Source organism: Micrococcus lacusdianchii (assembly GCF_023155805.1).
GTDB lineage: Bacteria > Actinomycetota > Actinomycetes > Actinomycetales > Micrococcaceae > Micrococcus > Micrococcus lacusdianchii.
In genome coordinates this window covers 81,061-94,881 of the sequence record NZ_JAKNUW010000011.1, presented here as the reverse complement: position 1 = coordinate 94,881, position 13,821 = coordinate 81,061, and the positions used below count along the sequence as shown (strand labels likewise).

The following is a 13,821-nucleotide window of genomic DNA, read 5'->3' as shown; positions in this document are numbered from 1 at the left end:
TCGTGGGCCCTCCGGGCTCAGTCCAGGTAGTCCCGCAGCACCTGCGAGCGGGACGGGTGGCGCAGCTTGGACATGGTCTTGGACTCGATCTGGCGGATGCGCTCACGGGTGACCCCGTAGACCTTGCCGATCTCGTCCAGGGTTTTGGGCTGGCCGTCGGTCAGGCCGAAGCGCATGGCGACGACCCCGGCCTCGCGCTCGGACAGCGTGTCGAGCACGGAGTGCAGCTGCTCCTGGAGCAGCGTGAAGGACACGGCGTCCGCCGGGACCACGGCCTCGGAGTCCTCGATCAGGTCGCCGAACTCGGAGTCGCCGTCCTCACCGAGCGGGGTGTGCAGGGAGATGGGCTCGCGGCCGTACTTCTGGACCTCCACGACCTTCTCCGGGGTCATGTCCAGCTCCTTGGCGAGCTCCTCCGGGGTGGGCTCACGGCCCAGGTCCTGGAGCATCTGCCGCTGGACGCGGGCCAGCTTGTTGATCACCTCGACCATGTGCACCGGGATGCGGATGGTGCGGGCCTGGTCCGCCATGGCGCGGGTGATGGCCTGGCGGATCCACCATGTCGCGTAGGTGGAGAACTTGAAGCCCTTCGTGTAGTCGAACTTCTCCACGGCGCGGATGAGGCCGAGGTTGCCCTCCTGGATCAGGTCCAGGAAGAGCATGCCGCGGCCGGTGTAGCGCTTGGCCAGGGACACCACGAGGCGCAGGTTGGCCTCCAGGAGGTGGTTCTTGGCGCGGCGGCCGTCGGCGATGATCAGCTCCACGTCGCGGCGCAGGCGGTAGTCCTCCGGGGGGTTCTCGGCGAAGTGGTGCTCGGCGTAGAGGCCGGCCTCGATCCGCATGGCGAGGTCCACCTCCTGCTCCGCGTTCAGCAGGGCGACCTTGCCGATCTGCTTGAGGTAGTCCTTCACCGGGTCGGCGGTGGCACCGGCCACCACGACCTGCTGGACGGGGGCGTCGTCCTCCGAGTTGTCCATCACGAAGGCGCCCTTCGAGGCCGTCTTCCCGGACACGGTCTCACCGGTGACGGCCTCCTCCACGACAGCGGGGGCGTCCGCCGCGTCCGAGCCGTCCGCGTCGTCGTCGTCCGAGTCCTGGGACGCCGCCTCGACGGCGTCGTCGGTCACGAGGCGCTCCTCGTCCCGGGGCAGCGGCTGTTCCTCCGGCTCCGCGGCGGCCTTCGCGGCCGACGACGTCGTGGCCGCGGCCTTCTCGGCCGCGGCCTTGGTGGCGGGCTTCTTGGCCGCGGCCTTCTCGGCCGCGGCCTTGGTGGCGGGCTTCTTGGTCGCGGGCTTCTTGGCGGCGGTCTTCCTCGTCGCGGTCGTCGGGGTCTTCTTGGCGGCGGGCTTCTTGGCCGCCGCCGTCTTCTTCGCTGCCGTCCCGGTGGACTCCTCGGCCGCGGCGGTGCTCCGTGCGGATCCCGACGCGGCGCCCTTCCGGACGTCCTTCTCGTCGTTGGTCGTCGACGTGGTCACTCGTGGCCTTTCCCTCGGGTCCGCACCCGGACGGCGCGGAACACTGCAGTGCAACTAGGTGTGACCCTGTCAAGTCCGCGCGGGCCGCGGCTGACGCCGAGGCCCGCGCGGATGCCAGGGTCTCTCGTGCTCACAACACCGCATCACCGGGGTCTATTCCAGACGGTCGAGGTGTCGGACGCGTCCGCCGGGGGCGGAGCGCGTCGAGCCCCGACATCCTCCCACGGGCCCCGCCTCAGGGCCGCCAGCACCGCCGGGGGTCGGCGGCCCAGTCGCACACGACGCCGAAGCCCACCAGCCCATCGAGCACCCGTCCCAGCCCGTCCGGGCTCGTGAGGCCGGCGGCCGCCTCGAGGTGGGCGCCCGCGGCGGACCCCTCGCCCCGGGCCCATGCCACCCAGGCGGCGAGCGTCAGCGCCTGCCCGCCGTGCCCGGCCGGGGCGTGGACGGCGAGGCCGCGGAGCCGGCCCCACAGGGCGTCCAGGCGCCGCCAGTCGGGCGCCTGCGCGGACCGGCCGGTCAGCACGGCCGCCCGTCGCGCTGGATCGTCCGGCACGGTGCCCGGGGAGCACGCGGCGTGCAGCAGGAGGGCGTCCCGCCAGGCCGGCCGCACGAGGGGCCCACCCAACTCCGCGTCCGAGGGAGCCCGTCCGGTGGCCGGTGCCGGCCCCGAGGCGAGGACGGGCTCCCAGGCCGCGAGCCAGCCCGTGAGGGCGGCCGGCTCGGGGTGGCCGGGCTCCGGGGTGCACCGTCCCCACTCGGCGGCCAGCGCCGGTCCGGGCGGCCGGTGCCGGGGCACGTGCGCATGGTCGGCGCGCAGCCCCCACACGGAGCCGCGGCCGATCAGGTGGAGCGACAGGTCCGAGGCGGCCGGGTCCACCGCGACGGCGACCCCGGCCCGGCCCTCCCGATCGTCCGCCACGTCCGTCCCCCACCACGGATGGGCGATTCCCGCGCGTACGGTCCAGCCCTCCCGCAGGGGCCGGCCACGGCCGGCCAGGGCCGTCGCCAGCGGGTCGAGCCAGGCGGGGGCCGCCGCCCGTGCGGGCACCCGGGGACGGTCCCCCGCCAGCTCGAGGGCCACGGTGGCGTCCGCGGCTCGGTCACGGGCGAGCACGTCCGCCACGGCCTCGGCCCAGCGCGCCCCGGCCGGTCCCTCGAGCGCCTCCGAGGGCGGCAGATCCACCCGCACCACGGCGCCCAGCACGGTGCCGTGGAGGGACACCAGCACGAGCGAGCCCGGCCGCAGCGCCCCGAGGACATGTCCGGCGTAGCCGAGGAGGTCGTCCACGCCTCGCGCGCGCAGCACCGAGGTCGGGGGGCCTGCCGCGGGCTCGTCGAGGGCGCGCGGGTCGTGCGGCGGGAGGGAGGCTGCCGGTCCGGGGAGGTGGTCCATGCCCCGACCCTGCCCGTCCTCCGGCCGACTGCGCCCCTCAGTCCGCGCGGTCGGTGGACGGGGCGGGCCCGTCGTTGTCCTGTGCAGGAGGGGTCGGGCCGTTCCCGTGCGTGCGGGGGCGCACCGAGTCGTCGCGGCGGGCCAGGTACTCCTCGACCGCGGAGGCGATCTCCTCCCCGTCGGGCAGCCCTGCTGCGGACTCGAGCAGGGAGCGCTCCTGCTCCTCCGCGTTCTGGTCGTGGTTCTTCTCCAGTCCCGCGATCATCTGCTGGACCTCCGGGGAGGCCGTCACCTGGCGCTCGATCTCCGCCTCGACCTCGCGTGCGGCGTCGCGCAGCTCGTCCGTCGGCATCATCAGGCCCATCGCGGCGCCCACGTACTCGAGCGCCGCCACGGCGCCGGGCGGGTAGGCGGCCTCGGCCACGTAGTGCGGCACGTGGACGGTGTACCCCGCGGTGTTCAGGCCCGCCTCGCCCGCGCGCAGCTCGAGCATCTGGAGGGCGCCCGCGACGACGTCGGCCTCCGGGCTCCAGGTGGACAGGCCCTCGAGTGCGTCCGTGCGCGTGCCGTGCGTGGTCACCCCCACGCGCCGCGTGTGCGGCACCGGCAACGGGGCGGCGTCCACGAACGTGACCGTGTCCACCGCCCACTCCCGGGCGAGCCCCAGGACCGCCGCCGTGAACCGCTGCCACTGCAGGTCCGGCTCGGGTCCGGCCAGCAGCAGGAACGGCCGGCCCAGGAGGTCCTCCATGAGGTCCACCGTCAGGGCGGGCAGCCGCAGGTCGGTGTACCGGTCGTGTTCGAACCGTACCCGCGGACGCCGGGCCCGGTAGTCGTGCAGCTGGTCCAGGTCGAAGGAGGCCACGGTCCGGTGGGCCAGGTGCTCCCGCAGGGCGGAGCGCAGCTGCCGACCCACGTGTCCGGCGTCGAGGTGGCCCGTGAGCGTGACCAGCAGGCCGAGCCCCGCGGGCACGGCGTCCTCGCCGTCGTCGCGGGTGTAGAGCTGCGTGGGATCCAGCACGAGTGCCGCCTTCCGGTGGTCCTGTCCCCCGGCGGAGGCCGACGGATCGTCCCGGGTCAACCCCGCAGACCGGCCCCCCTATTCCACGCCGCGCGGTCCTGCCGTCCGCCGCGGGGTGCTGGCTAGGATGAGCCGGGACGCGCCCGTCCGCCCCCGCGCGGCCGGCGCAGCCCCGAGCCCCCGCCATGGAAGGATCCCCGTGATCTCGAAGGACCGCCCCTCGCTGACAGCCCGCGCCTTGGAGGAGGTCACCGCGTCGGCGGTCGTGGTCGGCGTCGGCGCCGGGTCCGACGGCCCCGTGCTGCTGACCGACGCCCTGCCGCAGGACGCCGCCGCCGCACTGGAGGACTCCTTCGAGCTGCTGGGCGTCCGCGCGCGCACCGACGAGGTGCACCGCCTGCCCGGCCTCGCCGGCTCGCGCTGGCCGCTGCTCGTGCTCGTGGGCGTGGGCGAGCTGGGGGACGACGGCACCGCCGGACTCGAGGCCCTGCGCCGGGCCGCCGGCGCGGCCGTGCGATCCCTCGCCGGGACGGATGCCGTCGCCCTGGCCCTGCCCGCCGACACGCCCGAGCGCCTCGCCGCCGTCGCCGAGGGCGCGACCCTCGGCGCCTACACGTTCACGGCGCTCAAGTCCGAGGCCGCCCGAGAGGCGGCCTCCTCGTCCGCGCCGGTCTCCCGCATCGAGGTCGTCACGACCGTCGAGGAGGACGCGTCCGCGCAGGTCCTGGCGCGCGCCGCCGTCGTCGGGGACGCCGTCTGCGCCGTGCGCGACCTCGTCAACACCGCCCCGTCCCACCTGTACCCCGCCTCCTTCGCGGACACGGTGCGCGAGGAGCTGGCCGGGTCGGACGTGAGCGTGCAGGTGTGGGACGAGGACGCGCTCGCCGCCGAGGGCTTCGGCGGCATCCTGGCGATCGGCCAGGGCTCGTCGCGTCCGCCCCGCCTCGTGCGGATCGAACACGCCCCCGCCGACGCGCGGGCGCACATCGCCCTCGTGGGCAAGGGCATCACCTTCGACACGGGCGGCATCTCCCTCAAGCCCGCCGCGTCCATGATGACCATGAAGTCCGACATGGCCGGCGCCGCCACCGTGTTCGCCGTGGTCCGCGCCGCGGCCGAGCTCGGGATCCCCGTGAAGGTCACCGGGTGGCTGGCCCTGGCTGAGAACATGCCCTCGCACACCGCCATCCGCCCCTCGGACGTGATCACCATGTACGGCGGCAAGACGGTCGAGGTCATGAACACCGATGCCGAGGGCCGCGTGGTCATGGCCGACGCCCTCGTGGCCGCCACCGACGAGCGCCCGGACGCCGTCCTGGACGTCGCCACGCTCACGGGCGCCCAGCTCGTGGCCCTGGGCGTGCGCCACACCGGAGTGATGGGCCACGAGGCCCTGCGCGACGAGGTCGTGTCCGCCGCCGACGCGGCCGGCGAGCTCGCCTGGGCCATGCCGATCCCGGAGCAGCTGCGCGCCTCCCTCGACTCCCGCGTGGCGGACATCTCCAACATGGGAGAGCGGTTCGGCGGCATGATGACCGCCGCCGCCTTCCTGCGCGAGTTCGTCGACGCCGGCCGCGACGAGGACGATCGGGCGTCCGCGCCCACGCCGTGGGCGCACCTGGACATCGCCGGCCCCTCGTTCAACGAGTCCTCCGCCTACGGCTACACCCCCCGCGACGCGACCGGCGCGATGGTGCGCACCCTGGTAGGCCTCATCGCCGGACGTGCCGGGTAAGGTGAATGAACGACGCCGCTGACCGGCGCGACCCGGCCGATCCCGGGCCGCGATCGGCACGGCGGACCCACTCGACGACTCCCTCCCACCCGACACCAAGGAGCATCACCGTGGCCGATTCGGCAACCGCTCAGGAATTCGACGTCCTCGTCCTCGGCGGTGGCTCCGCCGGGTACGCGGCCGCACTGCGCGCCGTGCAGTACGGCATGACCGTGGGCCTCATCGAGAAGGCCAAGCTCGGCGGCACCTGCCTGCACTGGGGCTGCATCCCCACCAAGGCCTACCTCCACGCCGCCGAGGTGGCGGACGAGACCCGCCACTCCGAGAAGTTCGGCGTCAACGCGACCCTCGAGTCCGTGGACATGGCCAAGGTGCGCGACTACAAGGACGGGATCGTCGCCGGCAAGCACAAGGGTCTGACCGGCCTCATGAAGATGAAGAAGGTCCAGGTCGTCGAAGGCGAGGGCAAGCTCGTCTCCCAGGACGAGATCGAGGTCGACGGCGTCCGCTACAAGGGCAAGAACATCGTCCTGGCCTCCGGCTCCGTGTCCAAGACCATGGGCCTGCCGATCTCCAAGAAGATCATGACCTCGACGGAGGCGCTCGAGCTGGACTACATGCCCACGTCCGCCATCGTGCTCGGCGGCGGCGTCATCGGCTCGGAGTTCGCCTCGCTGTGGAACTCCTTCGGCGTCGACGTCACCATCATCGAGGGCCTGAAGACCCTGGTCCCCAACGAAGACCCGGCGATCATCAAGGTCCTCGAGCGCGAGTTCAAGAAGAAGGGCATCAAGACCAACCTGGGCACGTTCTTCGACAAGGTCGAGGAGACCGACTCGGGCGTCAAGGTGACCCTCGCGGACGGCAAGGAGTTCGAGGCCGAGGTCTGCCTCGTCGCCGTCGGCCGCGGCCCGAACACCGAGGGCCTCGGCTACGAGGAGCAGGGCGTCAAGATGGACCGCGGCTTCGTCCTCACCGACGAGCGTCTGCACACCGGCGTCGGCAACATCTACGCCGTGGGCGACATCGTCCCCGGTCTGCAGCTGGCGCACCGCGGCTTCCAGCAGGGCATCTTCGTGGCCGAGGAGATCGCCGGCAACAAGCCGATGGTCGTCGAGGACATCAACATCCCGAAGGTCACCTTCACCGAGCCGGAGATCATGTCCGTGGGCTACACCCAGCCCAAGGCGGAGGAGAAGTTCGGCAAGGACAACGTCGAGGTCGCCGAGTACAACCTGGCCGGCAACGGCAAGTCCTCGATCCTCGGCACCGGCGGCATCATCAAGCTGGTCCGGCAGAAGAACGGCCCGATCGTGGGCGTGCACGGCATCGGCAAGCGCATCGGCGAGCAGATCGGCGAGGCGCAGCTCATCGTGAACTGGGAGGCCTACCCCGAGGACGTCGCCCAGTTCGTGCACGCGCACCCCACGCAGAACGAGGCCCTGGGCGAGGCCGCCATGGCCCTGTTCGGCCACCCGCTGCACAGCTGACCCACCGCACTGACCATCCCGGGTCCGCGCGGCGGACCCACACCCGACCCCCGGCGAGTGCCCACAGCGCCGCCACCCGTGAGGAGCATCAGGACATGTCTGAGAAAGTCACCCTGCCCGCCCTCGGTGAGTCCGTCACCGAGGGGACCGTGACCCGCTGGCTCAAGGCGGTCGGCGACGAGGTCGCCGTCGACGAGCCGCTCGTGGAGGTGTCCACCGACAAGGTGGACACCGAGATCCCCTCCCCCGTGGCCGGCGTGCTGCAGGAGATCCTGGCCGAGGAGGACGAGACCGTCGAGGTCGGCGCCGCCCTGGCCGTGATCGGCGACGGCGAGGGCACCGACGAGTCCGGCGACGCGCCCGCCGAGGAGTCGGCCGACGCGGTCGAGGACGAGGAGGCCCCGGCCGAGGACGCGTCCGAGGACGAGGAGCCCGCGGGTGAGCCGGAGCCCGAGGAGCGGGCCGCCACCGGCTCCGCCGACACCGGCTCCGGGGAGTCCAGCGACGTGACCCTGCCCGCCCTGGGCGAGTCCGTCACCGAGGGCACCGTGACCCGCTGGCTCAAGGCGGTCGGCGACGAGGTCGCCGTCGACGAGCCGCTGCTGGAGGTGTCCACCGACAAGGTCGACACCGAGATCCCCTCCCCCGTCGCGGGCGTGCTGCAGGAGATCCTCGTGGAGGAGGACGAGACCGTCGAGGTCGGCGCCGTGCTGGCCCGCGTGGGCTCCGGCTCCGGCTCCGGCGCCTCCGCCCCGGCCGCCGGCTCGGGCGACGAGGAGCCCTCCGCCGAGGAGATCGAGGACGCGGCCACCGACGCCCCGACCGGCGAGCAGACCGAGGAGGCCGCCGAGGACGCGGGTGAGTCGCCGTCAGACGACGCACCGGAGACCAGCGCCTCCGAGGAGTCCGCGACGGCGCCGTCCGTCCCTCAGCAGGAGGCGTCCGCCGACCAGGAGTCCGCCGCCCCCGCGGCCACCGAGCCGGGCCAGGGCTACGTGACGCCGCTGGTGCGTCGCCTGGCCAAGCAGCACGGGGTGGACCTGTCCACGGTGCGCGGCACCGGCGTCGGCGGCCGCATCCGCAAGCAGGACGTGCTGGCCGCCTCGCTGTCCGCCTCCGCCGGATCCTCGGATCAGGCGACGGACGCGTCCGCCGACGCGGGTCAGGACTCCTCGGCCGCCGCCCCGACCGCCGCCGCCCCGACCGCCGCCGCGCCGGCCGCCGCCGCTCCGCGCGGGGGGACCGAGAAGGCCCCGCGGATCCGCCAGGTGATCGCCCAGCGCATGCGTGAGTCCCTGGACCTGTCCACCCAGCTGACCCAGGTGCACGAGGTCGACATGACCCGCATCGTCCAGCTGCGGTCCAAGGCCAAGAACTCCTTCCAGGAGCAGAACGGCGTCAAGCTCACGTACCTGCCGTTCATCACGCAGGCCGTGACCGAGGCCCTGAAGCAGCACCCCAAGCTCAACGCCTCGTTCTCCGAGGACAACAAGGAGATCACCTACCACGCCACGGAGGACATCGCGATCGCGGTGGACACCGAGCGCGGCCTCCTGGTGCCGGTGATCAAGGACGCCGGCTCGCTGAACCTCGGCGGGATCGCGAAGCGGATCGCCGACGTCGCCGAGCGCACCCGCACCAACAAGATCGGTGCGGACGAGCTCTCCGGCGGCACGTTCTCGATCACGAACATCGGCTCCGTGGGTGCCCTGTTCGACACGCCGATCATCAACCAGCCGCAGGTGGCCATCCTGGGCACCGGCGCGATCGTGAAGCGTCCCATGGTGGTGGCCGACGCCGACGGCAACGACACCATCGCGATCCGCCACATGATGTACCTGTCCCTGACCTACGACCACCGCCTCGTCGACGGCGCGGACGCCGGCCGCTTCCTCCAGTCGCTCACGCAGCGCCTGGAGGACGGCGAGTTCGCGGCCGAGCTGGGCCTCTGAGGGGGATCTGATCACCATGGAGTCCCTCGACGTCCTGCACGACGTGATCGTCGCCCTGCACATCGTCTCGGCGGCGGCGATCGTGGGCGGGTGGTTCGCCCACTTCAAGAATCCGACCGTGACCGCCTCGCAGTGGTGGGGGTCGCTGGGGATGGTCGTCACCGGAGTGATCCTCTTCGGCTGGGCCATGCTCGGCGGCGGCGACCCGAACCACATGAAGCTGGGGATCAAGTTCCTCATCGGCCTCCTCGTGTTCGCCGCCGCCCTCCTGGGTCGGCGCAAGTCCAACCGCGGGGAGGTCGTGCCCACGGGCCTGGCCCATGCCGTCGGCGGCCTGGGCCTGGTGAACATCCTGGTGGCCACGCTGTGGCACTGACCGGCTGAGCGCCGCCCCACGGGCGGCACCCACGCCGTGGGCCCCGGGGATCCGTCCCCGGGGCCCACGGCGTCCCCGCGTCCCCGCCTAGCGGGGCTCCACCCCGTGGACCAGCCATCCCGTGCCGGCGCGCACCAGGGTCAGCAGCACCTCCTCCTCGGAACCGGGCACCTGGTCCAGCGGAGTGCCCGTCTCGTCCAGCACGATGTGCGGGCTGAGGACCAGGCGCGCGGGGACGGTCAGACGGTCCGGCCCGGCGGGTGTCGCGGTCCCGTCAGCGGTCAGCCCCACCACCAGCCCGGAGAAGGCGTATCCGCCGTCGGCGAGGTCCTCCTGGATCGTCCGGTCGCGCTGCCATGCCGGGCCGTCCTCCGCGGCGTACACGGACAGGCGGTCCCTCCGGGGGTCGGCCAGCGCGGCGGTGCGCGCCTCCGCCAGGCCGTCGAGGAGGTCCTGCAGCACTCCCCCGGCGGGGACGGCCGCCCGTGCCGGAGCCGCGGTCCTCTCAAGTGCGGGGTCAGGGCGCGGACCCTCCGGGGCGGGCGAGGCCGGCGTGGTCTCCACCCGCGGCGGCGCGGCCGGTGCCGCCGTCTCGGCGGCCTCCGGGCCGGTCTCGCCTCGCGAGAGCAGCGCCGCCCCGGAGGCCAGGGCGGCGACGACGGCCCCGGCCAGGGCGAGCATCACCACCCGGCGCCCGGGCCGCCCGCTCGTGCGGACGCGTGCACCCTGCCGGGAGCGCGCACCGTGGGGGCCACCCGGCATCCGCTCCGGCGGCACGAGGGTGGGCAGCAGGTGCGCCACCTCCGGCGGCGCCGAGTCGTGCAGGGGCACCGGCTCCGGCGCGGCGGCGTCGTAGGCGGCCACGGCGGCGTCGGCCGCGCTCGGCCGCCGCGCGGGATCGGGGTCCAGGGCGGCGTCCAGCAGCAGCGCCAGCTCGACCGGCACGTCCGGGACGAGCACGGGCAGCGGCGCCCGGTGCTCCCGGTCTCCGGGGGCCCGCCCCGTCAGGGCGTACCAGCCCAGCGCGGCCCACGCGTACACGTCCGTGGCGGCGCCGTCGCCGGCGCATGCGCCCTGGTCCCCGTCCCGACATTCGGGGGCGAGGAAGCCGGGCGTGCCGCCCCGCCCTCGGGGGCCGCCCACGACCCGGGCGACGCCCAGGTCCGACAGGGCCGGCCGGCCGTCGACCGCGAACAAGACATTGCCCGGGGCGACGTCCCCGTGCACCACGCCGTGCGCGTGCAGGTGCGCCAGGGCCTGCGCGACGGGCACGAGCACCGTCACCGCCTGGCCGGGCCGCAGCGGCCCGGCCTGCTGGACCATGGACCCGAGGTTCCCCGCGGGCAGCCGCTCGGTGAGCACGCCCGTGCCCCGGTCCGTGGACACGGTGCCCAGGACGCGCAGCAGGTGGGGATGGTGCAGATGCCCGTAGGCCTCTGCCTCGGCGGCCACCGCGGCGGGGTCCTCGCCCGCCCGGGCCACCTTCAGCACGGCCTCCTCCCCCTGCGGGGAGCGCACCAGCCACACCTCCGCCTGGGCGCCCTCCCCGATCAGGACCCGGGCCGCCCAGCCCTCGACCTGCGGCGGCTCCGCGGCCGTCGGGACCTCCTCCGGCCCGTCCTCCGGGTCCCACCCGTCCTCCGTGCACATCCTGGGCCCTCCCCCCGCTCTCCGCGCGGGCCGCGTCTCGGCCGGCGCTCTCCGCGTCGTGTCGGCACCAGCCTCCCGCAGGCGCACGGGCCATGGGACGGCCGTCCACAGGCCCGTCGGGACGGCGGCTACAGTGGAGGCCATGTCCGCGCCCGACCTGCCGCCCGTCCGTGTCCTCGGCCTCGCTCCCGACCTCGTCGACTACGAGCGCGCGTGGGACCTGCAGCGGGCCCTGCACGCCGACGTCGTCGCCGGCCGTTCTCCCGGCGGGATCCTCCTGCTCGAGCACGAGGCCGTCTACACCGCGGGGCGCCGCACGGAGGACCGCGAGCGCCCCACGGACGGGGCGCGCGTGGTGGACGTGGACCGTGGCGGCAAGATCACGTGGCACGGGCCCGGCCAGCTGGTGGGCTACCCCGTGGTGCGCCTGCGGGACCGCGCCCACGTCAAGGACTACGTGTGGTTCCTCGAGGAGGTCCTGATCCGCACCGCGGCGGACCACGGCGTCGCCGCCGTCCGCGTCGACGGCCGCGCAGGGATCTGGATCCCCGCGGACACCGACGACGCCGGCCGCGCCCGTCCCGACCGCAAGCTGGGCGCCATCGGCCTCTCCATCCATGAGGGCGTGTCGATGCACGGCTTCGCCCTGAACTGCTCCAACTCGCTGGAGCCCTACGAGAGCATTGTGGCGTGCGGGATCGCCGACGCCGCCACCACCACCCTGAGCGCCGAGACCGGCCGCACCCTGACCCCGGCCGACGTGCTGCCCCTCCTCGTGCGTCACGTCGAGGACCTGGGCCCCCAGCACATCGCCCTGACCCCCACGGAAGGAACGCCCGCATGACCGCCGCACCCGAGGGCCGTCGCCTGTTGCGCGTCGAGGCCCGCAACGCCGAGGTCCCCGTCGAGCGCAAGCCCGACTGGATCAAGGCCAAGGTCCACATGGGCCCCGAGTACGTGGGACTCAAGAACACGGTGAAGAAGTCCGGCCTGCACACCGTGTGCGAGGAGGCCGGCTGCCCCAACATCTACGAGTGCTGGGAGGACCGGGAGGCCACGTTCCTCATCGGCGGGGACATCTGCACCCGCCGGTGCGACTTCTGCGACATCGCCACGGGTCGTCCGCTCCCGCTGGACCTGGACGAGCCGCTCAAGGTGGCCCAGAACATCCGTGAGATGGACCTGCGCTACTGCACCGTCACGGGCGTGGCCCGTGACGACCAGAAGGACGGCGCGGCGTGGCTCTATGGGGAGACGATCCGGCGGATCCACGAGCTGAACCCGAACACGGGCGTGGAGATCCTGCCGCCGGACCTCGGTGCCGTCCCCGAGCTCGTGCAGCAGGTCTTCGACGCCCGCCCGGAGGTGTTCGCGCACAATCTGGAGACCGTGCCGCGCATCTTCAAGCGCATCCGCCCGGCCTTCACGTACGAGAAGTCGCTCCGCGTGCTGACGATGGCGAAGGAGCAGGAGCTCGTCACCAAGTCCAACCTCATCCTGGGGATGGGCGAGGAGGACCACGAGATCGACCAGGCCCTCGTGGACCTGCACGAGGCCGGCTGCGACATCATCACGATCACCCAGTACGTCCGCCCCTCCAAGCTCCACCACCCGATCGAGCGGTGGGTCCGCCCGCAGGAGTTCGTCGAGTGGTCCCGGCGCGCCGAGGAGATCGGTTTCGCCGGGGTGATGGCGGGTCCGCTCGTGCGCTCGTCCTACCGTGCGGGCAAGCTCTACGCCCAGGCCATGGAACGCCTCGGCCGGGAGGTGCCCGCCCACCTCGAGCACCTCAAGGGGGAGCGCACTGCGAAGCAGGAGGCGGCCGCCGTCGTCGCCCGCATGTCCTGAGGCCCGCCGGTAGACTGGATCCACCATGGCCAAGAACGCCCCCACCCCCGTGTCCTCGTCCGGCTCCACCGCGGCTTCCCTCAAAGAGGTGAAGGCGATGCAGCGCGATCGGCGCCGCCAGATCAAGGCGGACGCCAAGGCGGACCGCGCCCGCAAGCGCTCCGCCGGCGGACCGGGCATCATCACGCAGCTCAAGCAGGTCTACGCGGTCACCAGGCAGCACGAGCCGCGCCTGCCCCTCTGGATGGGTCTGGCGTTCGGGGCGGCGCTGCTGGTGGGGCTGGTGATCGGTCTGCTGCTGGAGAACTGGATCACGTGGCTGCTGATCGCCCTCCCGTTCGGCGTGCTCGCCGCGGTGATCGTGATGAACCGGCTCGGCGAGAAGGCGATGTACTCGCGCCTCGAAGGCCAGACCGGCGCGGCGGGTGCCACCCTGTCCTCGCTGCGCCGCGGCTGGATCGTGTCCGAGCAGCCGGTGGCGATGAATCCCAAGACCCAGGACCTGGTCTTCCGGGCGATCGGCCGGCCGGGAGTCGTGCTGGTCACCGAGGGGCCGGTCCAGCGCGTCGGCAAGCTCCTGTCCAAGGAGGAGCGCGCGATGGAGCGCTTCCTGCCCGGTGTCCCGGTGCACGTGGTGCAGACCGGTCGGGGCGAGGGCCAGACCCCGCTGCACGAGGTCCCCAAGACGCTCAAGTCCCTGCCGAAGAAGCTCACGGCCCAGGAGGTCGCCGCGGTGGACAGGCGCCTGAACGCCCTCGGTGCCCAGCGGCTGCCCATCCCCAAGGGCGTGGACCCGATGCGCGCCCGGCCCGACCGCCGCGGCCTGCGCGGCCGCTGACGTGAACACGACGGCGCCCCACCGGTGGAACCGGTGGGGC

At 73.5% G+C, this 13,821-nt stretch carries 11 protein-coding genes; 7 read left to right on the top strand and 4 right to left on the bottom strand.

The window, feature by feature from the left end:
* Window positions 1–17: 17 nt before the first annotated feature.
* The 3 genes from MA879_RS08460 to MA879_RS08450 all read right to left on the bottom strand — a co-directional run bounded on the left by MA879_RS08460 (window position 18) and on the right by MA879_RS08450 (window position 3,892).
* Window positions 18–1,475, bottom strand: a complete 1,458-nt coding sequence (locus tag MA879_RS08460) for an RNA polymerase sigma factor (RefSeq protein WP_248125118.1) — start codon at window positions 1,473–1,475, stop codon at window positions 18–20.
* Window positions 1,476–1,710: 235 nt separating this feature from the next.
* Entirely contained in the window at window positions 1,711–2,871 is a 1,161-nt protein-coding gene (locus MA879_RS08455) for a DUF4192 family protein (RefSeq protein ID WP_248125117.1), read from the bottom strand.
* A gap of 37 nt (window positions 2,872–2,908) precedes the next feature.
* Window positions 2,909–3,892: a PAC2 family protein gene (locus MA879_RS08450; RefSeq protein ID WP_248125116.1), complete on the bottom strand. Its 984-nt coding sequence runs from the start codon at window positions 3,890–3,892 to the stop codon at window positions 2,909–2,911.
* A 199-nt stretch (window positions 3,893–4,091) separates the two neighbouring features.
* Between MA879_RS08450 and MA879_RS08445 the strand changes: the two genes are divergently transcribed.
* From MA879_RS08445 to MA879_RS08430, 4 genes are all read left to right on the top strand, one after another.
* Window positions 4,092–5,627, top strand: coding sequence for a leucyl aminopeptidase (locus MA879_RS08445; RefSeq protein ID WP_248125115.1), 1,536 nt, complete (start codon window positions 4,092–4,094; stop codon window positions 5,625–5,627).
* A gap of 110 nt (window positions 5,628–5,737) precedes the next feature.
* Window positions 5,738–7,117, top strand: coding sequence for a dihydrolipoyl dehydrogenase (gene lpdA, locus MA879_RS08440; protein WP_248125114.1), 1,380 nt, complete (start codon window positions 5,738–5,740; stop codon window positions 7,115–7,117).
* Between the two features lie 95 nt (window positions 7,118–7,212).
* Window positions 7,213–9,069: a 2-oxoglutarate dehydrogenase, E2 component, dihydrolipoamide succinyltransferase gene (sucB, locus tag MA879_RS08435; protein WP_248125113.1), complete on the top strand. Its 1,857-nt coding sequence runs from the start codon at window positions 7,213–7,215 to the stop codon at window positions 9,067–9,069.
* A gap of 16 nt (window positions 9,070–9,085) precedes the next feature.
* Window positions 9,086–9,445 carry a hypothetical protein gene (locus tag MA879_RS08430; protein ID WP_248125112.1) on the top strand — a complete coding sequence of 120 codons (360 nt, stop codon included), beginning with the start codon at window positions 9,086–9,088 and terminating at the stop codon, window positions 9,443–9,445.
* Window positions 9,446–9,532: 87 nt separating this feature from the next.
* Here the strand turns inward: MA879_RS08430 and MA879_RS08425 are convergent, their stop codons facing one another.
* Window positions 9,533–11,095 (bottom strand): serine/threonine-protein kinase, encoded by a 1,563-nt coding sequence (locus MA879_RS08425; RefSeq protein WP_248125110.1) that lies wholly within the window; start codon window positions 11,093–11,095, stop codon window positions 9,533–9,535.
* A gap of 142 nt (window positions 11,096–11,237) precedes the next feature.
* Here MA879_RS08425 and lipB point away from each other — a divergent pair, with 142 nt between their 5' ends.
* From lipB to MA879_RS08410, 3 genes are read left to right on the top strand one after another with little or no spacing between them, the layout of a single operon-like run.
* A complete protein-coding gene (gene lipB / locus MA879_RS08420) occupies window positions 11,238–11,939 on the top strand; it encodes a lipoyl(octanoyl) transferase LipB (RefSeq protein WP_248125108.1) in 702 nt (233 codons plus the stop codon).
* Entirely contained in the window at window positions 11,936–12,943 is a 1,008-nt protein-coding gene (gene lipA / locus MA879_RS08415) for a lipoyl synthase (protein WP_248125106.1), read from the top strand. Before lipB ends, lipA begins: the two co-directional genes overlap by 4 nt.
* A 25-nt stretch (window positions 12,944–12,968) precedes the next feature.
* Complete coding sequence (locus MA879_RS08410; RefSeq protein WP_248125104.1) at window positions 12,969–13,781, top strand: DUF4191 domain-containing protein; 813 nt, start codon at window positions 12,969–12,971, stop codon at window positions 13,779–13,781.
* Window positions 13,782–13,821 lie beyond the last annotated feature (40 nt).

Coding starts and splice junctions, on each gene's coding strand:
- MA879_RS08455 (WP_248125117.1), bottom strand. CDS start 2,871: ATGGACCACCTCCCCGGACCGGCAGCCTCCCTCCCGCCGCACGACCCG.
- sucB (WP_248125113.1), top strand. CDS start 7,213: ATGTCTGAGAAAGTCACCCTGCCCGCCCTCGGTGAGTCCGTCACCGAG.
- MA879_RS08430 (WP_248125112.1), top strand. CDS start 9,086: ATGGAGTCCCTCGACGTCCTGCACGACGTGATCGTCGCCCTGCACATC.
- MA879_RS08425 (WP_248125110.1), bottom strand. CDS start 11,095: ATGTGCACGGAGGACGGGTGGGACCCGGAGGACGGGCCGGAGGAGGTC.
- lipB (WP_248125108.1), top strand. CDS start 11,238: ATGTCCGCGCCCGACCTGCCGCCCGTCCGTGTCCTCGGCCTCGCTCCC.
- lipA (WP_248125106.1), top strand. CDS start 11,936: ATGACCGCCGCACCCGAGGGCCGTCGCCTGTTGCGCGTCGAGGCCCGC.
- MA879_RS08410 (WP_248125104.1), top strand. CDS start 12,969: ATGGCCAAGAACGCCCCCACCCCCGTGTCCTCGTCCGGCTCCACCGCG.